The 21,540-nt window shown below is 67.6% G+C and carries 21 protein-coding genes; 4 read left to right on the top strand and 17 right to left on the bottom strand.

Translation table 11 applies throughout. The features are described 5' to 3' along the window. Positions 1-224 precede the first annotated feature (224 nt). Positions 225-1,247 carry a formamidase gene (locus RPPS3_RS09750; protein ID WP_107343892.1) on the top strand — a complete coding sequence of 341 codons (1,023 nt, stop codon included), beginning with the start codon at positions 225-227 and terminating at the stop codon, positions 1,245-1,247. A gap of 115 nt (positions 1,248-1,362) precedes the next feature. Here RPPS3_RS09750 and RPPS3_RS09745 read toward each other — a convergent pair whose 3' ends face one another. Next, on the bottom strand, positions 1,363-1,827 hold the full coding sequence (locus RPPS3_RS09745; RefSeq protein ID WP_107343891.1) for a cytochrome c-type biogenesis protein: 465 nt from the start codon (positions 1,825-1,827) through the stop codon (positions 1,363-1,365). Between the two features lie 136 nt (positions 1,828-1,963). Between RPPS3_RS09745 and RPPS3_RS09740 the strand changes: the two genes are divergently transcribed. After that, complete coding sequence (locus RPPS3_RS09740) at positions 1,964-2,206, top strand: type II toxin-antitoxin system RelE family toxin (RefSeq protein ID WP_107343890.1); 243 nt, start codon at positions 1,964-1,966, stop codon at positions 2,204-2,206. Between the two features lie 45 nt (positions 2,207-2,251). Next, a complete protein-coding gene (locus tag RPPS3_RS09735; RefSeq protein WP_234820159.1) occupies positions 2,252-2,692 on the top strand; it encodes a helix-turn-helix transcriptional regulator in 441 nt (146 codons plus the stop codon). A 1-nt stretch (position 2,693) separates the two neighbouring features. Here RPPS3_RS09735 and RPPS3_RS09730 read toward each other — a convergent pair whose 3' ends face one another. From RPPS3_RS09730 to RPPS3_RS09670, 13 genes are all read right to left on the bottom strand, one after another. After that, entirely contained in the window at positions 2,694-4,676 is a 1,983-nt protein-coding gene (locus tag RPPS3_RS09730; RefSeq protein WP_107343888.1) for a heme lyase CcmF/NrfE family subunit, read from the bottom strand. Beyond that, on the bottom strand, positions 4,673-5,176 hold the full coding sequence (gene ccmE, locus RPPS3_RS09725; RefSeq protein WP_107343887.1) for a cytochrome c maturation protein CcmE: 504 nt from the start codon (positions 5,174-5,176) through the stop codon (positions 4,673-4,675). The genes RPPS3_RS09730 and ccmE overlap by 4 nt, the downstream gene beginning before the upstream one ends. A 113-nt stretch (positions 5,177-5,289) precedes the next feature. Then, positions 5,290-6,396 (bottom strand): c-type cytochrome biogenesis protein CcmI, encoded by a 1,107-nt coding sequence (gene ccmI, locus RPPS3_RS09720; protein ID WP_107343886.1) that lies wholly within the window; start codon positions 6,394-6,396, stop codon positions 5,290-5,292. 162 nt (positions 6,397-6,558) lie between these two features. Beyond that, positions 6,559-7,962, bottom strand: a complete 1,404-nt coding sequence (locus RPPS3_RS09715) for a hypothetical protein (protein WP_107346533.1) — start codon at positions 7,960-7,962, stop codon at positions 6,559-6,561. 224 nt (positions 7,963-8,186) lie between these two features. Beyond that, positions 8,187-8,651 (bottom strand): RT0821/Lpp0805 family surface protein, encoded by a 465-nt coding sequence (locus tag RPPS3_RS09710; protein ID WP_107343885.1) that lies wholly within the window; start codon positions 8,649-8,651, stop codon positions 8,187-8,189. 96 nt (positions 8,652-8,747) lie between these two features. Next, positions 8,748-10,139 (bottom strand): ATP-binding protein, encoded by a 1,392-nt coding sequence (locus RPPS3_RS09705; protein WP_107343884.1) that lies wholly within the window; start codon positions 10,137-10,139, stop codon positions 8,748-8,750. A gap of 15 nt (positions 10,140-10,154) precedes the next feature. Next, entirely contained in the window at positions 10,155-10,829 is a 675-nt protein-coding gene (locus RPPS3_RS09700) for a response regulator transcription factor (protein ID WP_011157420.1), read from the bottom strand. Between the two features lie 111 nt (positions 10,830-10,940). Further along, a complete protein-coding gene (locus RPPS3_RS09695; protein WP_107343883.1) occupies positions 10,941-11,513 on the bottom strand; it encodes a 3TM-type holin in 573 nt (190 codons plus the stop codon). Positions 11,514-11,515: 2 nt separating this feature from the next. Then, positions 11,516-12,274: a glycoside hydrolase family 19 protein gene (locus RPPS3_RS09690; RefSeq protein WP_107346532.1), complete on the bottom strand. Its 759-nt coding sequence runs from the start codon at positions 12,272-12,274 to the stop codon at positions 11,516-11,518. A gap of 123 nt (positions 12,275-12,397) precedes the next feature. Next, the gene (locus RPPS3_RS09685) at positions 12,398-13,765 is read right to left on the bottom strand and encodes a DUF2793 domain-containing protein (RefSeq protein WP_107343882.1); all 1,368 of its coding nucleotides are present in this window, start codon (positions 13,763-13,765) and stop codon (positions 12,398-12,400) included. 9 nt (positions 13,766-13,774) lie between these two features. Continuing rightward, a complete protein-coding gene (locus RPPS3_RS09680; protein ID WP_107343881.1) occupies positions 13,775-17,647 on the bottom strand; it encodes a baseplate multidomain protein megatron in 3,873 nt (1,290 codons plus the stop codon). 181 nt (positions 17,648-17,828) lie between these two features. After that, on the bottom strand, positions 17,829-18,281 hold the full coding sequence (locus RPPS3_RS09675) for a hypothetical protein (RefSeq protein ID WP_107343880.1): 453 nt from the start codon (positions 18,279-18,281) through the stop codon (positions 17,829-17,831). Next, on the bottom strand, positions 18,282-18,755 hold the full coding sequence (locus RPPS3_RS09670; RefSeq protein WP_107343879.1) for a MarR family winged helix-turn-helix transcriptional regulator: 474 nt from the start codon (positions 18,753-18,755) through the stop codon (positions 18,282-18,284). Between the two features lie 152 nt (positions 18,756-18,907). Here RPPS3_RS09670 and RPPS3_RS09665 point away from each other — a divergent pair, with 152 nt between their 5' ends. Then, the gene (locus tag RPPS3_RS09665; RefSeq protein ID WP_107343878.1) at positions 18,908-19,369 is read left to right on the top strand and encodes a hypothetical protein; all 462 of its coding nucleotides are present in this window, start codon (positions 18,908-18,910) and stop codon (positions 19,367-19,369) included. 257 nt (positions 19,370-19,626) lie between these two features. On the opposite strand, the gene RPPS3_RS09660 is transcribed toward RPPS3_RS09665, so the two are convergent. The 3 genes from RPPS3_RS09660 to RPPS3_RS09650 all read right to left on the bottom strand — a co-directional run bounded on the left by RPPS3_RS09660 (position 19,627) and on the right by RPPS3_RS09650 (position 21,521). Continuing rightward, entirely contained in the window at positions 19,627-20,052 is a 426-nt protein-coding gene (locus RPPS3_RS09660) for a GFA family protein (protein WP_107343877.1), read from the bottom strand. A 65-nt stretch (positions 20,053-20,117) separates the two neighbouring features. Further along, positions 20,118-20,570: an NlpC/P60 family protein gene (locus RPPS3_RS09655; RefSeq protein WP_107343876.1), complete on the bottom strand. Its 453-nt coding sequence runs from the start codon at positions 20,568-20,570 to the stop codon at positions 20,118-20,120. A gap of 39 nt (positions 20,571-20,609) precedes the next feature. Continuing rightward, a complete protein-coding gene (locus tag RPPS3_RS09650) occupies positions 20,610-21,521 on the bottom strand; it encodes a DUF2163 domain-containing protein (RefSeq protein WP_107343875.1) in 912 nt (303 codons plus the stop codon). Positions 21,522-21,540: the final 19 nt, after the last annotated feature.

The following is a 21,540-nucleotide window of genomic DNA, read 5'->3' as shown; positions in this document are numbered from 1 at the left end:
GAGCAATGGCTGCCAATCCCGATCCTGCCACGATCTTCGATCTCGCCAATTACCACCGCCTGTCAGATCCGTTCCATGACGGAAGTGGTAACCGAGACGGACTGAAAGCATTATCCGATCGTCTCTGCTCAAGATTACGAAGCCCGTTACGTAGAACAGCGTATTCGCCCCTGACCGCTGCGGTTCCATAGACCTGACGTTCTAACGTTACATGGAGCCAAGTTATGGCAAGTACCGGAAGCGTAAGCGCGTGGGACGAAGCCCTGCTCGTTGCGATGATCCAATATCCCGTGCCGGTGGTCAGCGGGCCGGAGGATATCCAAACCCAGGTGAAGCAGATCTGCCGCGCGGTCGACACCACCAAAGCCGGCTACCCCGATCTCGATCTGATCGTGTTCCCCGAATATTCGACTCAGGGTCTCAACACCGCGATCTGGACCTATGACGAGATGCTGCTGACGGTGGATTCGCCGGAGATCGGCGCCTTCAAGGCGGCGTGCAAGCGCAACAAGGTCTGGGGCGTGTTCTCGCTGATGGAGCGTAACGACGATCCGTCCCTGCCGCCGTTCAACACCGCGATCATCATCAACGCCGACGGCGAACTGGCGCTGCATTATCGCAAGCTGCAGCCGTGGGTGCCGATCGAGCCGTGGTCGCCGGGCAATTACGGCATGCCGGTGTGCGACGGCCCGAAGGGCGCCAAGCTGGCGGTGTGCATCTGCCACGACGGCATGTTCCCGGAGCTGGCGCGCGAGGCCGCCTACAAGGGCGCCAACGTCTATATCCGGATCTCCGGCTACTCGACCCAGGTCAACGATCAATGGATCTGGACCAACCGGACCAACGCCTGGCAGAACCTGATGTACACCATGTCGGTCAACCTGGCCGGCTACGACGGCGTGTTCTATTACTTCGGCGAAGGCACGGTGTGCAATTACGACGGCAACGTCATCCAGCAGGGCCACCGCAATCCCTGGGAGATCGTCACCGCCGAGCTGTTCCCCCGCCTGGTCGATAAGGCGCGCGAGAACTGGGCGCTGGAGAACAACATCTTCAACCTCGGCTGCCGCGCCTATGTCGGCAAGCCCGGCGGCGAGAAGGCGAACTACCTGACCTGGGTACGTGATCTCGCCGAGGGCAACTACAAGCTTCCCTGGGACGACAAGATCAAGGTCCGTGACGGCTGGAAGTATTATCCGGACGGCGTCAAGCTCGGTCCGATGCCGAAGCCGATCGCGGCGGAGTAGCTCCCACCGACCTCGTCATCTCAAGGGAGACCCGGCCGCCACGGCGACCGGGTCCTTGAGCGAGGGGGCTTGAATGCCGGACCGCCCTCCAACACTTCGCCACTCTGCTGAAAGGTTAGCGCGCTTGATCCGCGCCCTCGGCCAGCAGCTTGTCCAGACGCGCCTGTTCGTCGGCGCTGAGCGGCTTCGGGGCGTCGGTGGAACGGGCGGCATCGCGGCCGCGGCGGCGGATGTGCAGCCACAGGCCGAGGCCGCCGGCGACCAGCACTAGCGGCGGCAGCAGCCAGAGCAGCAGCGTGTGCGTCTCGAACCGCGGCTTCAGCAGCACGAATTCGCCGTAGCGCGACACCAGATAATCGATCACCTGCTTGTTGCTGTCGCCGGCCGCGATCCGCTCGCGCACCAAGAGCCGCAGATCCTTCGCGAGCGTCGCGTCGGAATCGTCGATCGACTGGTTCTGGCACACCATGCAGCGCAGCTCGCGCGACAACTCTCTCGCACGCGCTTCCTTCGCCGGATCGGCCATCACCTCGTCGGGCTGCACCGCATGCGCCAGCGGGGCGGCGAATGCCAATATCATCAAGGACAGGGAAAAGGCGCGCAGGAACCTCACATCAAACTCCACCGGTTCGGCCGCAAGGATCTACCAGAGTTTCGAGCCTCGCGGCAATCGGACCAGGGCTGGACATCAATATCGCATTGTGCGATACTGATGCATGCGTCCCATTGCGTTTACGCCAACAGCGACACGCCAATGGCTGAAGCTTGCTCCGCAAGTTCGGCTACGAATACGCGCCAAACTCGACGTTTTCGCGGCTTCAGGCCAGGGCGATATCAAAAAGCTTAAGGGCCAAGCCGGCGCCCGACTTCGGGTCGGTGATTGGCGGGTGATCTTCTACGAGGACGACGAACAGATCGTAATCGCCGCAGTCGGTCACCGACGCGAGATCTACGATTGAGAGGGATCGATGAAAGTCAAATTCAAGTCGACGACGGAAGGCGAAGTGGCGATCCTGCCGCGCGCGGAGTACGAGCGTCTCAAAGAAATCGAGCGCGAAAGCCTCGAGGACTCCGGCACCGCGCGGTTGGTCGCCCAAGCGAAGCGCGACGTCGTCGATGGTGCACCGGTGCTGCCAATCGAAGTCGTCGAGCGATTGGCTTCCGGCGAAAACCCGATCCGTGTGCTGCGTCAGTTCCGTGGGTTGACTCAGGCTGAGCTCGCCACAGCCGAAGGTGTGGGGATCACTCAGAACTATCTGTCCGACCTCGAAACCGGCAAGCGCAAAGGGCCGTTTGAACTCCATCGCAAGATCGCAGCCAGCCTCGGCGTCCCGTTCGATCTGCTCTCGTCAATCGCAGTTTCGATGCAGGAGGCCGACCCGCAGCGCGTTGCGACACAGAGGAAGGCCGTCGCGGAGACGCGGCGAAGCCGAGGTCAAGAATAGCCTACTCCGCCGGCTGCAGCATGCGCGGCGCCTTGGCGGGCTTCGGCGCGCCGACCCGCAAGCGGCGATCGGACAGCGACAGCAGGCCGCCGAGCGCCATCAGGATCGGGCCGAACCAGATCAAGAGCACCATCGGCTTGTGATAGATCCGCACCGTCACCGCACCCTGCTCGTTGATGTCGCCGAGCGAGACGTAGAGCTGGCTGAAGCCGCGGGTCAGCAGCGCCGCCTCGGTGGTCGACGAGCCGCGGGTGATGAAGCTGCGCTTCGACGGCGCCATGCCGCCGATCAGCCGGCCGTTTTCGGTGACGGTGAACTGTGTCAGCAATTCGCGGTAGTTCGGGCCCTGGCGCTGGTTGGCGCCCTCGAACTTGAACTCGTAGCCGGCGAGCTTGGTGCTGTCGCCGGGCTTCATCGCCGCGATGTATTCGCTGTTCCAGGTGCTCTCGCAGACGATGCCGATCAGCGTCACGCCGAGCGCCGCGTGGGCGAACATCGTGCCCCAGGCGGAACGCGGCAGGCCGGAGGCGCGGCGCAACGAGATCGACGGCGGACCGCGGAACAGCGCGATGCGCTCGGCGATATCGACCAGCGCGCCGACGATCACGAACACCGCAAGGCCGATCGCCAGCGGCGCCAGCACAGCGCCGCCATGGACCCAGGCGTACACGAAGGCGACCGCCAGCAGCGCCACTACGCCGGCGGCGATCAGCCGCTGCGCGGCGCCGATCAGATCGCCGCGCTTCCAGGCCAGCAGCGGCCCGAACGGCACCGCGACCAATAGCGGCACCATCAGCGGGCCGAAGGTGAGATTGAAGAACGGCGCGCCGACCGAGATCTTGTCGCCGGTCAGCACTTCCAGCGCCAGCGGATACAGCGTGCCGACGAACACGGTGGCGCAAGCGGTGGTGAGGAACAGATTGTTCAGCACCAGCGAACCTTCGCGCGAGATCGGCGCGAACAAACCGCCCTGCTTCAGCGACGAGGCGCGCCAGGCGAACAGCGTCAGGCTGCCGCCGATGAACACGCACAGGATGATCAGAATGAACACGCCGCGCGACGGATCGGTGGCGAAGGCGTGCACCGAGGTGAGCACGCCGGAGCGGACCAGGAAGGTGCCGAGCAGCGACAGCGAGAAGGTCAGGATCGACAGCAGGATGGTCCAGACCTTCAGCGCGTTGCGCTTCTCCATCACCAGTGCCGAATGCAGCAGCGCGGTGCCGGCGAGCCACGGCATCAGCGAGGCGTTTTCGACCGGGTCCCAGAACCACCAGCCGCCCCAGCCGAGTTCGTAGTAGGCCCAATAAGAACCCATTGCGATGCCGAGGGTGAGGAAGATCCAGGCGATCAGCGTCCACGGCCGCACCCAGCGCGCCCAGGCGGCGTCGAGCCGGCCCTCCATCAGCGCCGCGGCGGCAAACGAGAACGAGATCGAGAACCCGACATAGCCGAGATACAGCATCGGCGGATGCACCGCGAGGCCGATATCCTGCAGCACCGGATTGAGGTCGCGGCCTTCGGCCGGCGCATTGGCCATCCGCGCGAACGGGTTCGAGGTGATCAGGATGAACAGATAGAACGCGGTCGCGACCCAGCCCTGCACCGCCAGCACGTGCGCGCGCAGCGACAGCGGCAGGTTGTTGCCGAACGCCGCGACCAGGCCGCCGAACAGCGCCAGGATCGCCACCCACAGCAGCATCGAGCCTTCGTGGTTCCCCCACACGCCGGTGATCTTGTAGAGCAGCGGCTTCATCGAGTGGGAGTTCTCGTAGACGTTCACCACCGAGAAGTCGGAGGTGACGTGCAGCCACACCAGCGCGGTGAACGACAGGCCGGCGAACAACAGTTGCACCAGCGCGGTCGAACGCGCCACGTTCATCAGCGCGCCGTCATTGAGCCGGGCGCCGAGCAGCGGAACGGTGGACTGAATCAGCGCCAGAGCCAGCGCCAGAACCAGTGCGTAGTGCCCGGCCTCGGCGATCATTTGCCGCCCTCCGCCGCATTCGCCGAGGTCTGGCCGGCGGTCGCCTCACCGGGCGACTTCTTGCCGTAGTCGTCCTTCCAGTGGCCGTCCTTCTTCAAGGCGTCGGCGACTTCCTTCGGCATGTACTTCTCGTCGTGCTTGGCCAGCACGGTGTCGGCTTCGAACACGCCGGCCTTATCGAGCGAGCCTTCGGCGATCACGCCCTGCCCTTCGCGGAACAGATCCGGCAGGATGCCCTTGTAGGCGACCGGCAGAGTGGCACTGCCGTCGGTGACCTTGAACGACACCTTCAGTTGCTCGCCACGCTGCAGCGAGCCGGGCTCGACCACGCCGCCGAGCCGGAACCGTCGGCCGGCCTCGATGTGCTGTTCGGCCACCATCTTCGGCGTCGAGAAGAACACGATCGAGTCGCGCAGCGCGTTGAGCACCAGGCCCACCGCAATCACGAGCACCACGCCCGCGCCCCCGATCATCAACAACCGCCGCTGTTTACGCGTCATGGTTCGTTCGCCTCGGCGTCCTCTACCGGATGTTCACAAGCGACGCTTCGCGGCGTCGCTCGAAGTGTTTGTCTGACGAAGATGTCGAAAACACATCGTTCGTGCTGCAATCGTCAGCCGTCGAGCCCGAGGCCCTTGAGGCCGTCGTTGAGCTGCTTCAGCCGGTCGGGCTTGTCGGCCACCGCCTGGCGCGCTTCGGTCTGCGCGCTCTTGGCCTTGTCGGTGTCGCCGAGCACCATATAGGCGCGCACCAGCCGCAGCCAGCCGTCGACGTCGTCGCCGTTCTGCTTCAGCCGCGCTGCGAGCTTGGCGACCATGCCCTGGATCATCGCGGCGCGCTCGGCTTCGCTCATATTCTGCACGGCAGCGGCCGCACCTTCCGGCAGTGCCGGCTGCTTGGCGGTGCCGTCGACGCGGGCAAGCTCGGTCTGCAGCATCGGCCGCCACGGCGCGTCGGCCGGACCCTTCTCCAGCATCGCGCGCCAGATCGTCGCGGCATCCTTCGGGCGGCCATCCTGCTCGGCCGCAAGGCCGAGGAAGTAGCGCGCCTTGGCTTCATCCGGATTGAGCGCAACCGCACGCTCGAATTCGGTCTTGGCATCGGCGGTGACGACGCCGCCCGCCGCCGAGGTCAGCACCTCGCCGAGATCGGCGCGGCGGTCGGCCGTCTCGCCGGCGTAAGTAATCGAGTTGCGATAGGCGCGCGCCGCATCGTCGAACCGGCCGGTCTTGGCCAGCACCGGTGCCAGCACGGTCCAGCCGCGACCATCGGTCGGGTTCTTTTCCAGATGCGCCTCGACCTGCGCCACCAGATTGTCGAGCGGCTGCGAACTCGGCGGCGCCTTGGCCCGCGCAGCCAGCGGTTGGTCCGGCAGCATCGGCGAACCGAGCGGCAAATACACAGCGATCGCGAGCACCGGCAGTCCGATCAGCGCCACCACCGCGACCATGCGGCGCAGGCCGCGGCGGGTGGTGGTCGGCGTCGAGCGTTCGGCCTCGGCGCTGGCGAGCAGCCGTCGGCCGATCTCGACCTTGGCGGCGGAGGCTTCAGAGGGACCGATCAGCCCGATCGCGGCATCGCGGTCGACTTCGGCAAGCTGATCCTTATAGACCGCCGCCTCGCTGCCATCGCGCTGCGCCTTGACGCTACGCCCGAGCGGCCACAGCACGGCGAACACCGCCACGGCCGTCATCATCGCGAACACAAACCAAAGCGCCATTCGAGCGAGGTTCCGGGTGAAGACTATGGAGCCGCGGCACCGGCCCGGCAGGTCGAAAATCCGGGCGGGTTACACCATGGTCGGACGATAGCCGCAATTGACATTTGCGGCACCGGATAAGGCGCCGCAGGGGACGAAACTTGATTTGAATCAAAGGGGAGTTCAGCCCGCCCGCGCCGCCGGCTTGCGTTCCACCACAACCATCGCGTTTTCGACCGCGCGACTCATCAGCGAGGCATAGTCGTGGCTGAACAGCAATTCGCAGAACCGGACCGCGGCCTGCGCCTGCTGATGCCGGAACGGCTTCACCCGCGCATCGGAGCCGCGCAGCGACTGCACCAGCGCGTCGGTGGATTTCTCGACATATTGCTGCAGCTCGGAATAGGTCCGCTGCGTCACTTCGTTGATCGCCAGTTCGCTGGCATAGGTGCGACACACCGCGACGAAATCGATCAGCGCGGCAGTCTCGTCGACCTCGAGCTGGTCGAGCCTGGCGCCGCTGGCGATGTCCTTGTCGGGACGCTGGCGCAGCAGCCGGCGCACCCTGCCCGGCACGCTCTCGATCTCCGACTTCACCGCGTTTGAGATGTCGACGCGGATCGCCGCAAGCTGCTTGCCCCACGACGAGTCGCTGCGGATGTCGAGCTCGGTGCGCAGGCCGCGAATGCCGTCGTGAATCACTTTGAGATTCTCGGCGACGTTGCCGTAATGGCCGCGGCGGATTTCCTCGCGCAGATCGGCGGTGAGCCGCGCCAGATCCTGGATCGCCATGGTGACGGCGACGCCGTAAGGCGTGGCGGCGACCTTGATCTCGTCGTCCGAGCCGGCAACCTTGATGGCCATCCGGACGATCTGCCACGGCTGGTTGAGGTGGTTGAGGATCAGCGTCAGCGCGAACGGCAGCAGGATCGGCGTTTGCAGCGCCGGCACGTTGAGCGCCGCGATCATCGAATTGACCTGGCTCTCGCCGAACACCCGCAGGTTGCTGGAGAGCTTGCCGTTGAAGGTGTCGATGGCGTCGCGGTTCTTCAGCACCGCACCGATCGGCGCCAGATCTTCGACCGCCGACGGCGGGCCGACGCGTGACATCGTGCGCTGGCGGTCGACGCCCGGCTCGGGGTTGATCAGCTTGTCGATCGCAGCGGCGGCGGCCTGCTGCAGCTTGCGGACCAGCTGCTCGACCTGCGACGCCGGCGCGCCGCGCAGGCCGATCAGCCCGGCTTCGAATTCGCGGATCTGATCCGGAATGCCCTCGCGCTCCAGCCACTGCCAGACCGAGGTCAGCGACGAGCGCCGGAGCTGGCCGGGCCGCGGCGATTCCTTCGGATCGATCAGGAACGGTTCCAGCACCCGGAACATCAGCCGGGCCGGATCCTCGGAGCGAGGCTTGTTGTCGTCCTCGGAGCCGCGAACGATCTTGCGCAACTCCTCCAGCACGAAGCTGGCGACCGCGACATCCTCGCCCCGTTCGAGCGCACGCTCGAATTCCCGCATCAGCAGCGCTTGGGACTGCGGCGGGAGCTGGGAGAGATAATCTCTCAGCCGTTCGGTGGGTGTCTGGCTCATGCGCCCAATGGTTTGCAGGCTGTCCGCACGCGTGGAATTGCGCACCGCTCGCACGGTGCCGGTCACGCCACGGCGCTACCCTCCAGAGATAGCCACGGCGATGTTAAGAAGGGGTTGAGGTGACCGCGTCGAACGCTGGATTCACACTCTTCTGACGCTGCCGCTCACGCAGATAAGGTGCTGGAAAGTATCGTTTTCCAGCACATCAACCGGCGGACGCAGGGCTAGCTTTGGGCGGTCCAGGGCGCGCCGTCATTGGCGCGGCAGGCGGTGCCGCGGGAGATCTCGATCTGCTGGCCGATCGTCACCGCGTGCGAATAGCCGCGGCAGGTCGAGCCCTGCTTCATATAGACCGGACCCGGCACGATGTTGCCGTAGCGGCCCGAGGACGCGTTCTTCCACGCCACCGGCGCACCGGATTCGCCGCGATCGAGCGCCTCCAGCTCGGCCGCATAGGCCAGCCGGCGGTCTTCGGCATTGAGCAGCGCGCCGATCTTCGGCCCGATCAGGCCGCCCATCGCGGCGGCATCGACCGCGGCGCTGCCGTCATTGCGGCCGAAATCCGAGGTCGCGGTGCTGGTGAAGGAATCCACCCGGGCCACCAGCCCGGACGTGCGATCGCACCCGGCCAGCGCCAGCGCGCCGGCGAGCAGCAATAGCGGCTTCACCCCCCAAGACGTCATGGTCATCCCCAACGGCTCCCCGAAGGCCAACAGCCTACATCCATAACCGTTAAGGAAAACAAGATGCAAATTCTGGCGCCCCTGTGGCAATCGCGGGGCTCGTTATGCCGCAGGCAGGGTCAGCTCGGCGCGCAGGCCGCCGATCGGGGCGTTGTCGAGCTTCAGCTCGCCGCCGTAAAGCGCTGCAAGATCAACGACAATTGCCAATCCAAGGCCGGAGCCGGGCTTGCTCTCGTCGAGCCGTTTACCGCGGCGGGCGACCAGCGCGCGCTGCTCGGCCGACAGCCCGATACCGTCGTCGTCGACCACGATCCGCAGTTTGGGCGGCCCGCCGGGCTCGTCGCTCTTCTCCCCGGTGACCGCGATGAACACCCGTCCCGCCGCCCATTTGCAGGCGTTGTCGACCAGATTGCCGACCATCTCCTCGAGGTCCTGGCGCTCGCCGCGGAACTTGAGGCCGGCGGCGACCTCGGCGCGGACCTGGATGGCGCGGTCGCGGTGGATCTTCTCCATAGTCCGGCGCAGCGCCTCGATCACCGGCTCGACCTCGGTGATGGTGCCGACCACGGTGAGCCGGGCCGCGATCCGGGCCCGCTCCAGGTGGTGGGTGACCTGGCTGCGCATCAGCTCGGCCTGCTCCATCACCTTCGCGGCCAGCGGATCGCCCGGCCGGGCGCCCGCTTCGTTGACCAGCACCGACAGCGGCGTCTTGATCGCGTGCGCCAGGTTGCCGACATGGGTGCGGGCGCGCTCGACGATCTCGCGATTGGCCTCGATCAGCGCATTGGTCTCACGCGCCAAGGTGGCGATTTCGACCGGGAACTGGCCCTCCAGCCGCTCGGCGCGGCCGGAGCGGACGTCGGCGATCGACTCCGAGATCCGCTTCAGCGGCGCGAGGCCGAACCGGACTTGGAAGATCGTGGTCAGCACCAGGCCGATCGACAGCGCCACGAAGGTGCCGGCGAGGTAGTAATCGAAGGTCCGGGTCTCTTCGAAGATTTCGGTGGCGTCGCCCGCAACGGTGACGACGAACTTGCCGTCGAGGCCGAGATCGACCGGCCGCTCGACCATGCGCAGGGTCTGGCCTTCCGGGCCGTCGACATAGCCGTGCCGTACGCCGGACGGCCCCAGCTCGATGCCCTGATCTTCCAGCCGGGGCAGCTTGCGGTCCCACAACGACCGCGAGGCGCGCGTCTCCGGCTTCTCGCCGTCGGTGCGGACAACCTGCCAGTACCAGCCGGACAGCGGCAGATCGAACAGCGGCTCGCCGATCGACTGGAACGCCTCCTGGGTGGTGTCGGGGGTGGCGACCTCGGCGATAATGGTGCGCAGATAAAGGTTGAGCCGGCGATCGAACGCGCGCTCCGAGGCGCCGCGATACACCGACGACAACGCGATGCCGGTGATCGCCAGGATCACCACCACCCACGCGGTCGCCGACAGGAACAGCCGGGTGGCGAGCGAACTGCCGCGGCGGGAGGGTTTGGCGGTCACCGCGTCGCCGGCGCGCTAATGCGCGTCCGCGGCCGGCGGCGACAGCAGATAGCCGAGCCCGCGCACGGTCTGGATGATGTCGACGCCGAGCTTCTTGCGGATGCGGCCGACGAACACTTCGATGGTGTTGCTGTCGCGGTCGAAATCCTGATCGTACAGATGCTCGACCAGTTCGGTGCGCGACACCACCCGGCCGGAGTGGTGCATCAGATAGGCGAGCAGCCGATATTCGTGGCTGGTCAGCTTCACCGGATTGCCGCTGACGCTGACCCGGCCGGTGCGGGTGTCGAGCACCACCGGTCCGCAGGTCAGTTCGGATTGGGCGTGGCCGGCGCTCCGCCGCAGCAGCGCGCGGATCCGCGCCAGCACCTCCTCGAGGTGGAACGGCTTGGCGACGTAATCGTCGGCGCCGGCATCGAAGCCCTGCACCTTGTCGCTCCAGCGGTCGCGCGCAGTGAGGATCAGCACCGGCATCGCGCGGCTGTTGCGCCGCCACGCTTCCAGCACCGAGATGCCATCCATCTTCGGCAGGCCGATATCCAGCACGACGGCGTCGTACGGCTCGGTGTCGCCGAGGAAATGCCCCTCCTCGCCATCGAAGGCGCGGTCGACCACGTAACCGGCATCGGTCAGCGCGGTGGTGAGCTGGCGGTTGAGATCGGGGTCATCTTCGACGACGAGCAGACGCACCTTCAACTCCGGTCGTTTGATGCACTGGCAGGCGAAGCACTGACAGCATGACGGATGTGAAGATGAGCGGCGGCGGGGTGAATGCGCGGTGAACGACGGCGCGGCGCCGGATTACTTTTTCTTCACGACCGCTTTGACCAGCCTGTCGATCATGCCCGGGCTGTCCTGCCCGGTGGCGGCACAGACCTTTTCGCGGGTCCGACCGCTGACATAGACGCCTAGCACGCCGAATCGGAAACCCCAATAGGCGACCAGGAGCGCAGTGGCACCGATCAGCGCGTTGATGGTGGCGACGTCGCCGGTCCAGAACTCGTGCACCAGCACCGCCCACAGCGCGGCGCATTCGGCGGTCAGCTCGAAGGCATACACCGGACGCCACCAGCGCTGGACCGGGTCGTTGGCGGCGAGTTCGGCCCGGATCGTCGCCTGGGTCTCGGCGATCGCGGTGCGCTGGGCTTCCGCCTCGGCGCGGACCGCCTCGCACCACCTGGCCTCGGCCTCCGCGATCCGCTCCGGCGCGGCCGCCGGCAGCGACGCCTGCACCACCTCCGGGGTCGGCACCGACGCGCCGAGCGCATCGGACAGGATCTTGCCGGCCGCACCGCCGAGCGGTCCGCCGAGTGCGGTGCCCAGCATCGGCGCGCCGAGCGCAATCACCTGTTTGGCGAGATCGGCCCAATCCATGGTCAGCTCCTCCGGAAGGCCGTGCGCAGCACGGCGACGATTTGGCTCCACCGCGACGGCGGCGGTTGTGTTTGCGATTGAGGCGGCACTTCGATGCGCGGCGGCGACGGCTGCGGCGATGCGATCACCACCGACGCTTCGGCCAGCGCCGCTTTCCAGCTCGCCAGCCACGCCTTACGTTCGGCGAGCCCGATGGTGCCGCCGTTGAGACGGCGGGTGACGCCGACGATGTCATCGACTTGCGCGAACGGCAGACAGCCGCAGGCAACGAAATCAGCGACGCCGCACAGCAGGAAGTGGCGCGGATCGATCAGCAGGTCGGGATCGTTCACCAGGTCGAGGCCGGTGAGCGCGGCGAGCCGCGCGTAGCCCTCGCGCCCGGTAGTCTGCGCCGCGCCGCGGCCGCGATAACTCCAGCCGTCGTCGGAGCCGGCGCGATTGCCCATCCGGCCGTTATAGACCTTGTTGGCGAGCGCCCGCGGATCGTGCGCATAAGGCGCGGCGCTTGCCAGCGTCGGAAACCGCGACGGCCAGACCTGCATCATCCGCGCCGCGGTGTAGTCGAGATTCTCGACCACCTCCTGCCCGGCCCCGCACTCGTGGCTGAGCTGCGCCATCACATGCGCAGCAAGCGTGGGCGTCGCGATGCCAAAGCGGACAAACACGCTCTCCGACGCCGCCGCGGTGCCGGCAATCAGTCCCGCCACGCGCCGATCGCCCCGCGGCCATAATCGCCGCAGCAAGGATTCGTCGATCTTCATGGGATTGCCTCTGAGGCGGACCGTCATTGCGAGGAGCGTCGCGACGAAGCAATCCAGGCTCATTGCCCGGCACTCTGGATTGCTTCGCTTCGCTCGCAATGACGAGGTCGAATGACTTGATCGTTACCCAATCGCGCCGCGCGAGCCGAGCAATGCAGCTGGCTCGGCGTACATCTGGAACAGCGCGACGTTGACCGAAGCGGCGGTGCTGCCGTTGTTCATCCACAGATGCGGAGTGAGGAATTGGGTGGCGACCGGCAGATCGCCGGTGACGACGCCGGTCGCGACATCGCCGGAATTCAGCCGCTCGACGCGATAGCGGATCTCGCTGCCGTTCGGCTCTGCGGATAGTAACAGCTCGTACAGATCCTGCCCGCCGGTGGTCGGGAAACCGGCGCCGAGACTGGTCTTGGTCGCTGCACCGCTGCCGTCGTTCGTAAGCAGCGACAGCGTGGTATCGCCGGACTCGAAGCCGACGCCGATCAGGTTGAGCAGCGTGCTCGGAGCGACGTTGCCGATCGGGCTCGCCGAGCCATACAGCCCGGCGAACAGCCGGCAGTTGGTTTGAAACCACTCGATGCCGAACCGCATCAGCAGGTAGAAACCGCCGAGGCTCGCGGCATTGCCGCGCCACAGCGTCAGCGCCGATCCGCTCACCCCGGCCGATGCGCCGGCACTTGCGGCGGAGACAAGATCGAGCCGCGGCGACGACAGGAACAGATTGCCGGCCGACGGGCTGACCGCTGTCGCGGCGCCGGTGAGCGTGGCACCAAGGCCGACCATATCGAGCGTCGTGCTGCCCGGCCGCGCCGACCATTGCAGCGGCTGACGGCGCCGCGCGTCCTTCAGGTCGAGCCGGCCGTGCAGCGCCGACCATCCGCGCAGGCTCGCGTAGTAATTCGCCGCATCCGGCGTCAGCTTGACGACGAAGTCGTCGCTGCCGAGCAGGCCGAGCAGCGCCCGCGAATTCCAATTGTCCTGCAGGATCAGGCCGGCGTCTTTCGCGGCGGCGCTCTTGTTGATGGTCACGCGCATATGGCCGCTGCCGGGCGTGACGTCGTCATTCGACAGCAGCACGTTGTCGGACTTCACCGCCAGGCGACGGCTGGAATCCGCCGTGGTGTTGACGCCGAGCAGCGGCAGGTTCTGAAACGCCGCCAGCGCGTTGACCCACGCCGCGCCGCTCCAGGCGATCAGCGTCTGCGTCGACAGATCATAGGCGAGCCAGCCCAGGTTCGGTGCGAAGAACCGCCAGTCGCCGTCGTAGTAAGCGGCGACCTGCCCGCTCTTGCCGGCCCAGGCGCCGCTGGCACTCGCGGCGACGATCCAGCGCTGCCCCTCGGCCGGCGACGACGGCGGCGCGTTCAGCGCCGACGACAGCACTGCGAGCTGCACCAGGCCATCGAGGCTGAACAGCGCCTCGTTGTGGGTGACGTGCTTCTGCGCCTGGCTCGCCTCGATCAGCGGCAGGCCGAGATTGGCAGTGGTCATGATCAGTCCTCACAGCGCGAAGGTGGCGGTGGCGGCGAAGCCTGGGCCGACGGTGGAGGACAGCTGCGCGACGCGAAGCGTGAGCGAGGCTTGCGCCGCGCCAAAATCGGCGCGCTCGTCGGCAGCCGCGTACAGCGCCTGCGGCACGGTTGTTTGCATGGTCCGCACCACCGCGCCGCCGCTCCCGAGAATGTCGACCGCATAGGCTTCGCTGTCTTCGCCGAGCGGCACCTCGACGCCCCAGCCGTCGCCGTCGATCCGGGTGCGGCGGATCCAGCCGATGCGAACACCGTCGGCGGTGCGGCGCGCAGACAGATGCACCGGCGCCAGCGGCCGTAGCGCGGTCAGCCCCGGCGTCACGGTCAGGTCGACCGCGCTGGCATCGTCATGGCTGCGCCCGGCCGCGACGATCCGCAGGCGCAGGCTGCGGCCGAGCGCCGACAGCCCGCGCGCGATCGGCACCAGATGGGTGTCGAGCAGCACGAACCGGGCGCCGGCCGGCACCAGGTCGCGCATCGCGCTGTCGCTGCCGGCCTGGCCGCGCAGCAGATGCGACAGCCGATAAATGTTGCCGTCGATTAGTTCGGCGCTGGCGAATTGCAGGATCTCCCAGCCGCCGTCGGGGGTCTGCACCGCCGCCGCGTTGCCGCCGGCCAGCACCCGCAGCTCCGACAGCGACGCCAGCGCGCCGCCGGCGATCTGGACGCGGAACGTGGTGACGCGGTCCCACCGCGCCAGCGGCCCGCGCGGCAGCCGATCGAGCGTGGTGCCGATCATGCTCCGCGCCGCCGCGCTGGCCAGCGGCTGATAGCTCGCGCCATCAGCCGAGACGTAGATCGTCTCCGCCACCGGCCAGGGATTGGCGAACACCGCAAGCCGCGTCAGCACGTCCGGCGCCGCCGCATCGATCACCGGCAGATCGAGCGCGATCACTTCAGCGGGGCCGAGCGCGGCCGGGATCGTCACCGCGGCCGGGCGCGGCATCCGCTGCGGCAGCGCGAATACGTCGGGATCGATGCTGCGCGCCGTCACCTGCCGCGTACTGGTGTCGACCAGTTCGTCGATCTCGAACAGCCGGCGCCGCCCGGCGAGCGTCAGCGCCACGACATCGCCGGGCGCGAGCCGCAGATGCCGCAGGCCGAGCGCGAAGCTGGCGCGCTCGCGGCCGGCCCACAGATCCTGCAGCACGATCTCGGCGCGTCGCGTCGCCGCCGCATCGTTGGTGACGACCGCGAGATCGGCCTTCACCATCCGCGCGGCGCCGCCGACCAGCCGGCGCGAGCTAGCGGCGGCGCGGCGATAGTCGGCCAGCGCATCGCTGTAGGCGATCGCGGTTTCGCGCGGCAGCTCGGTCTCCTGCGCCCGCGTCAGCCGCCACGGCGCGCCCTTATCGGGCAGCACCAGGTCGTCCTCATTCAGTTCGATCACCGGCGCCGCGCCACGCTGCACGAAGCGCAGCACGCCGCCGGCAGCAAGCGCATCGAAGCTATAGGCCAGCGCCAGCGGCTCGATCATCGCCCGCGGTGCCATCGGCCGGTCGACCACATAGCCGTCGCAGCCTTCGCGCAGATCGCGGCTGTCGACGCCGCCGATGCCGGCGTCGGCGAGCAGCGCGGCGATCAGCGCATCGAGCGGCGCGCCGCCGAGCCGGCCGGTCAGCCAGTGCCCGCTGGTCCAGTTCGGCGCATCGCTCCACACCTCGTCGGCAGCCGGAAACACCGGATAGGGCCGCGCATCCCAGGTCCACAGATGGATCGCCGACAGGTCGATCATCCGCCCGCCATACAGCGGCGACACCGGATTGCGGGCTTCGGCGCTGAACGCCGTGATCAGGCATTCGAGATAGCGGCGCTGGATCAGATCGTCGCGCTCGCCGCTGGAGAAATACGGCGCGATATTCTCGCTGGATTTCGGATCGGGAAACACGCTCGGCTGATTGGCGCCCTTGTCGACCGCCGGGCAGCCGACCTCGGTCAACCACACCGGCTTGCTCATCGGCACCCAGCCGGTCGGCGATGCCAGCTCGGCGCCGCCGACCCGCTCGTGATGCGGCTGTGACCAGAAGCTGCGGATGTCCTTGACGCGATAGGTCCACGGCTTGCCGAGCCCGTCGGTCATCGGCACCCGCGCTTGGGCTGTGCGCGCCGCCGCGTCCGGGTAGTACCAATCGTAGCCCTCCCCGGCTTCGACATTGCCGATAAGGTAAGCGCGATCGTAAGTGGTGGCGGCGAGCGTCGAATCCAGGTGGCCGGCATCGTCGCGCCAGTCGGCCAGCGGTGCGTAGTAATCGATTCCGATCGCGCCGATCGCCGGCGAGGCCCACAGCGGATCGAGCGGAAACCGCACCTCGGACGCATCCGGCGTCACCACGTCGGCGCCGTATTCGGTCCAGTCGGCTCCATACGTGACCAGCGTGCCGCCGCCGACGATCGCCTTGACGTCGGCGGCGAGCGCGACGAGCTGCTGCACCGCCGGGTAAACGCCGGGCGCCGAGCGCACGCGCGTCAGCGAGCGCAGCTCCGAGCCGATCAGGAACGCATCGACACCGCCGGCACTGGCGCAGAGCCGCGCGTAGTGCAGGATCATGCGGCGATAATTCCACGTGCCGCCGGCAAAGAACTGCGCCACCTGCGCGGCAGCCGTCGCGGTCCCCTGCGGCGAGCCCGGCACGCCGGGCGCCGGATCGCAGGTGATGCGGCCGCGCCAGGGATAAGGCGGCTGCGGCGCCGCGCCGGTCCACGGATTGGCAAGGCCGTTGCCGGCCGGCACATCCATCACCACGAACGGATAGAACGTGACCTTCAGGCCGCGCGCCTTCAGTTCGCCGATCAGATGCAGCACGGTGTCGTCGGACGGCGTGCCGCCATAGGCGGGCCGTCCATTGACCTGCGAGATCAGCCGTGCGCTGGCGCGGGTCGCGCCGGCCACCGACCAGGAGCTCTGATCGAGCCTCTTGTCGCGGCGCTCGACGCCGGGCTCGACCGTGCAGGCCTGCGCGCGCAGATCGGTGCCGAACCACGCCACCACCAGCGCGACACGCTGCAGCCCAGGGCAGACGCCCTGCAGATCGTCGAGCGAAGCGAGCACGTCGGACGGCGCATAGGCGACATGGCGGTTCTCCGGCGCCGCGCTGCCGGCGCCGAGCACCTGCACCCGCGTCGCCGGCTCGTAGCCGAATTCGGTGGTGCCGGGGATCAGCGTCACCGCGCGGGCGATCTGTTCGAGCTCGCCGATCGGCCGCACGATCTCGAACGACAATTGCGGAATCCGGTTGCCGAAATCGGCGAGCGGCAGCCGCTCGAACACGACGTAAGCCAGCCCGCGATACGCCGGCGCATTGCCGGCGCCTTCCTTGGCGACGATCAGCCCATCCGGCGCCTGATCCTCGGTGCCGCGATGAACGCGAACGTTGAGGCCCGACAGATCGAGCGGCTTGCCGTCGGCCCAGATCCGCGCCACCCGGCCGATCGGTCCTTCGCACAGCCCGACCGCGAAATTGGCGAAGTAACTGTAGGTCGTGGTGGTGGTCGTGGTCTGCCCGCCCCCGCCGCCGCCAAAGCCCTTACCGCCACCTCCGCCGCCGGTGGTGCTTTGCTCGACGCTGATCACCTCCTCGAGCGCGGTCGCCCAGATCACCTGGCCGGCGAGCCGGGCGCGGCCATACACTCGCGGGATCGGCGCGCCTTCGGTCGAGGCCATCACGTCGAGATCGGCGAGCCGCGGCCCCTCGACCGCGCGCGACGTATCGCTGCTGCCGCCGAACAGCGACTGATCCAGCGCATTGCCGATCAGCGCGCCCGCAATCCGCCCGGCAATCGCGCCGACAGGACCGAACAGCGCGCCGGCCGCAGCGCCGGCGACGGAAAGAACGAGAGCTGCCATGGGAGCAAGCCTTCGGCGATTGATAAGCGCCACGGCGCAGGCCGACGCAAAACGCCCGGGCGGAGACTTCCGGCCCGGGCGTCAACAACTTTGCATCAGATGCGGGTGTGCGTGGATGAATGGTCTGTCCGGACAACCAAGCGTCACGGCCTCGACGTCACCGCAAGGGCTCTGCGATCGTTCACCGCGTCGCGGCCGACAGGCCGAACCGGCGCGTCAGCCGGAAGCCGTCGCGGATGCTGAGGCCGATCAGCGTCAGGTTGATCGCGCCGGCGATCAGCTCCACCGCCTGCACCACCGTGAAGATCTGGTCGAACTGACCGGCGGCGGCACGCTGCTGCAGCAGAATCGCGCACGGCACCAGCACGGCGATGCCGTTGAGCGCGATGAACGGCATCCGCCAGCGCTTGGCGGCGACGACCGGATGCGGCGACTTACCGCCGAGCTTGAAGCCGCTGGCGCCGGCGAGCGCGATCGCCGGAATCAACACCGCGAGGCCCCACAGGATGCGGAGCTTCACAGCGGCAATCGCAGCCTGGTCGCCGCCGAGTTCGACCACGACGGTCGAAGTCCAGAACACCAGGATGGTGAGAAACGCGATGATGCCCGCGATCGGGTGCAGCTTCCTGATCATTTACGCACTCCTGTCACTGAATTGCTCGTCGAGCCGTTCGCGGAGCGCGATCAGCGCGTCGCGGGTCTTGCGCAGCTGGCGCGGATCGGTGCCGGCGATCATCGCGTCGGCGACCGGCGCCCATAGCTCGCTCGCCTGCTTGAACACCCGCTCGCCGCGCGGCGTCAGCAGCACCAGCTTGGCGCGCTTGTGCGCCGGGTTCGGCGCAAAGCCGACCAGACCCGCTTCGGCCAGCTCATCGACGATCCGCTGCACCGACTGACGGGCGAGGCCCATGTTGTCGGCCAGCCGCGCCACCGAGAACGTGCCGCGGCCGTGGGCGACCGAGCCCAGCACCTGCCAGCGCGCGCTGGTCAGCCCGAGCGGCTTCACCAGCGCGTCGCCGAACCTGATCAGCGCGCCGTTGAGCCGGAAGACTTCCAGCACGAGGGCGTTGGCGGGATGGTCGAACGGGGCGTCAGCGGCTTGCGTCATGACAGCACCCTGTCATTTTGACAGCTTACTGTCAATTGCCTGAGCACCCTGCACGCCCGGACGCGACGGAAGTTCAATGCCGGCGGCGTTGACGGCGTGCACGACATTTGCATCGTACCCGGCTTGGGCGAGGCGGCCGGCAGGATCAGGCGATGGAATTTCTAGCGAGCGTAGTCGTGGCGATCGTCGCCTATGGGGCGGTGTATTTCATCGGCAAGCCGGTGGTGGCGCTGCAGGCCAAGCGGATCGAAGTGCTCGATGTCGCCGAGCGCTACTCCGGCGTCGAGGCCGGCGCGCCCGAGGAGACCCGCGATGCCGCGGTCAAGGCGCTGTTCGAAGCCGGCACGTCGCTGCGCGCCTATGAGCGCGGCTGGTCGACCGCGGTGCGGCTGTGGTGCTGGGTGTGGGGCTACGATCTCGATCTCGCCGCCCAGGCGCTGTACGGCCTCGCCGAAGGCCCGCGCGCCAAGATGGTGATCCCGCCGGAGGCCCGTCGCAACACGCTCAACGCGCTGTACGTCGCCCTCGGCGCCGCCAAGCATTTGCCGCCCGAGACCGTCGACGCCATCAAGCGGATGATCATCGAGACCAAGGCCGCCCGCGCCAAGGCCTGAATTTCGTCGTCCAGGCGCTTAGTCCGCTTGGTCGATTGATCGAAGCGGAATTGCCCCTCGTCAAGGGCACTGAGTCCTCATCCTGAGGAGCCCGGCAAAGCCGGGCGTCTCGAAGGATGAGGCCACGCGTGACTCTCGGCGCATGGTTCGAGACGGCGCTTCGCGCCTCCTCACCATGAGGTTGTGCTTGTTTTCGCACGCGAAGCATGGTCACAGGCCAACTAAGGACAGACGCAGTCCTCTTTCGAGGCGCACCGTCACTCCGACGCGATGAAGCGCAGCGTGCCGGCGCGGCGGGTCGGCTGGCCGGTGTCGTTGGTGTGGTTGACGCCGTCCATCACCGGCACCTCGGCGAAATCGAACGGGCTGACGCCGTCGAGGCAGGCGACGTTGACGGCAAAGAGGTTCGTATTGGATCGCCGCTGGTGATGGGTGTAGATGCCGCAGCGTGAGCAGAAAAAGTGCTGCGCCGTGCGGGTGTGGAAGCGATAGGTCGTCAGCACGTCCTCGCCCTGCAGGATCTTGATCCCGCCCATCTCCGCCATCGCCACGACCGCGCCGCGCATCCGGCAATACGAACAGGTGCAGCGCCGGATCGTGTCGAAGCCGTCGCTCAGCGTCACCTCGAAGCGCACCGCGCCGCAGTGACACCCGCCGGTCCGCACGTTGCTGTCGTGATCCATCCCGCAGGCCTCCAGGTTGGTCCGTTCGAAACTCGGCCGGACCTGACCAGACAGCCTCTGCGTCGTCAACGCAGCGGATCTGCAACGCCAGGAAACGTGAACGCATAGGCGAGCCGGCGCCGCCACCACGGCGTGATCGCAACCTCGCACACTGCGGCGCCATCGTGGGCGTGGATCATCGTCGTGGTCGAACTAGCGATCGCCGCGTGCTTGGCGACGCAGCCGTCGCGCCAGCGGAACAGCAGCACGTCGCCGCGATCGAACGCGTCGCACGGCACCGGCGCCAGATGGCGCAGCGCGGCGGCCGCCAGCGTCTCGTCGCCGCCGGCTTCGGCCCAATCCGGCGCGTAAGGCGGCGGCGCTTCCGGCTCCGCGCCGAGACAGGCGCGCCACACCCCGCGCACCAGGCCGAGGCAATCGCAGCCGATGCCCTTCACCGAAGCCTGATGCCGATAGCTGGTGCCGATCCAACTGCGCGCCTCGGCGACCAGCGCGTCGCGACCCAGGGACTGATCCATGGTGCTCTCGCTCGAACGAATGAGGGACTATGCCGGCGGTCAGACGTCGCCGCGCAGCACCGGGCCGATCGGCGCGCCGGTGTTGCCGGGTGCGCCGGGCACCGGATAGCTGACGACGAAATCGTTGCCCGGGATCTGCGGGAAGCCGCGGAAATTATCGCTGTTGCCGAAGCGGTCGCGGCAGGTCGCAAACAGCTTGTCGCAGCCGGCGGTGACGACGAAGCTATCGCCGGTCGCGATCGGCTCGGCCATCGCCTGCCACAGCGACAGCCGCACCTCGCCGCCGACAACACGATGCTGCTTGATCTCGACCGCCGCGCCGGCATTGGCGCCGCTGCGCCAGCTCAGCCGCCCTGCGCTGAACAGGCCGGGCGCAAAGCCGTCGAGCCCGGAGACCGTGAGGGTCGACGTCCCCGGTGCCGCAACGACGAGGCCCTCGCTGCGCCGCGCCGGATTGCCGAGATCGACGCGGCAGCGCGCATCGCCGAGATCGGCGCTGCACGCCGCAGTGTAGAGCCGGCCGGTCTCCTGCGACAACAGATCGGCGAGCCCGCGCAGTTCCGCCGTAAAGGCCGAGCCTTCGCGCCGCACCTCGCCGAGCGTACCGCGCGCGATCAGCACTCGCAGCTCGGGCGCACTCCAATCCACCAGCCAGCTCTCGATCGCCGCCGCGTCAAAGCGCCCGACGGCCAGATCCGCCTCGCGCAGCAGCGCGTCATCGAGCGCACCGGAAATCTCCGCGCCATCGACCGACAGATCGAACCGCTGCGACGCCTCCGACGCCGAGAACCCGGTGCCGGCGCGGCAGTTCACGCCCTCGATCGTGAGATCGCGATCATGATCGGTAAACCCCAGCACAGCGCCATCCCGCCGCCGCACGATCCAACACTGCGCCAGCGTGGTCACACCGGCATCGAGCTTGGCCTGCAAGGCCGACGGAATGGTGAGCATGGGGGAGCTGTCCTGAAGC

The sequence above is a fragment of the Rhodopseudomonas palustris genome, from assembly GCF_003031265.1.
Lineage (GTDB): Bacteria > Pseudomonadota > Alphaproteobacteria > Rhizobiales > Xanthobacteraceae > Rhodopseudomonas > Rhodopseudomonas palustris_H.
This window is presented reverse-complemented; position numbering and strand designations above follow the sequence as displayed.

What these genes read in the sequence shown, in the direction of transcription:
- RPPS3_RS09690 (WP_107346532.1), bottom strand. Translation starts at nt 12,274, where the DNA reads ATGAAGATCGACGAATCCTTGCTGCGGCGATTATGGCCGCGGGGCGAT.
- RPPS3_RS09650 (WP_107343875.1), bottom strand. Translation starts at nt 21,521, where the DNA reads ATGCTCACCATTCCGTCGGCCTTGCAGGCCAAGCTCGATGCCGGTGTG.
- ccmI (WP_107343886.1), bottom strand. Translation starts at nt 6,396, where the DNA reads ATGGCGCTTTGGTTTGTGTTCGCGATGATGACGGCCGTGGCGGTGTTC.
- ccmE (WP_107343887.1), bottom strand. Translation starts at nt 5,176, where the DNA reads ATGACGCGTAAACAGCGGCGGTTGTTGATGATCGGGGGCGCGGGCGTG.
- RPPS3_RS09730 (WP_107343888.1), bottom strand. Translation starts at nt 4,676, where the DNA reads ATGATCGCCGAGGCCGGGCACTACGCACTGGTTCTGGCGCTGGCTCTG.
- RPPS3_RS09745 (WP_107343891.1), bottom strand. Translation starts at nt 1,827, where the DNA reads ATGATATTGGCATTCGCCGCCCCGCTGGCGCATGCGGTGCAGCCCGAC.
- RPPS3_RS09675 (WP_107343880.1), bottom strand. Translation starts at nt 18,281, where the DNA reads ATGATCAGGAAGCTGCACCCGATCGCGGGCATCATCGCGTTTCTCACC.
- RPPS3_RS09670 (WP_107343879.1), bottom strand. Translation starts at nt 18,755, where the DNA reads ATGACGCAAGCCGCTGACGCCCCGTTCGACCATCCCGCCAACGCCCTC.
- RPPS3_RS09740 (WP_107343890.1), top strand. Translation starts at nt 1,964, where the DNA reads ATGCGTCCCATTGCGTTTACGCCAACAGCGACACGCCAATGGCTGAAG.
- RPPS3_RS09660 (WP_107343877.1), bottom strand. Translation starts at nt 20,052, where the DNA reads ATGGATCACGACAGCAACGTGCGGACCGGCGGGTGTCACTGCGGCGCG.
- RPPS3_RS09710 (WP_107343885.1), bottom strand. Translation starts at nt 8,651, where the DNA reads ATGACCATGACGTCTTGGGGGGTGAAGCCGCTATTGCTGCTCGCCGGC.
- RPPS3_RS09715 (WP_107346533.1), bottom strand. Translation starts at nt 7,962, where the DNA reads ATGAGCCAGACACCCACCGAACGGCTGAGAGATTATCTCTCCCAGCTC.
- RPPS3_RS09685 (WP_107343882.1), bottom strand. Translation starts at nt 13,765, where the DNA reads ATGACCACTGCCAATCTCGGCCTGCCGCTGATCGAGGCGAGCCAGGCG.
- RPPS3_RS09680 (WP_107343881.1), bottom strand. Translation starts at nt 17,647, where the DNA reads ATGGCAGCTCTCGTTCTTTCCGTCGCCGGCGCTGCGGCCGGCGCGCTG.
- RPPS3_RS09665 (WP_107343878.1), top strand. Translation starts at nt 18,908, where the DNA reads ATGGAATTTCTAGCGAGCGTAGTCGTGGCGATCGTCGCCTATGGGGCG.
- RPPS3_RS09750 (WP_107343892.1), top strand. Translation starts at nt 225, where the DNA reads ATGGCAAGTACCGGAAGCGTAAGCGCGTGGGACGAAGCCCTGCTCGTT.
- RPPS3_RS09655 (WP_107343876.1), bottom strand. Translation starts at nt 20,570, where the DNA reads ATGGATCAGTCCCTGGGTCGCGACGCGCTGGTCGCCGAGGCGCGCAGT.
- RPPS3_RS09695 (WP_107343883.1), bottom strand. Translation starts at nt 11,513, where the DNA reads ATGGATTGGGCCGATCTCGCCAAACAGGTGATTGCGCTCGGCGCGCCG.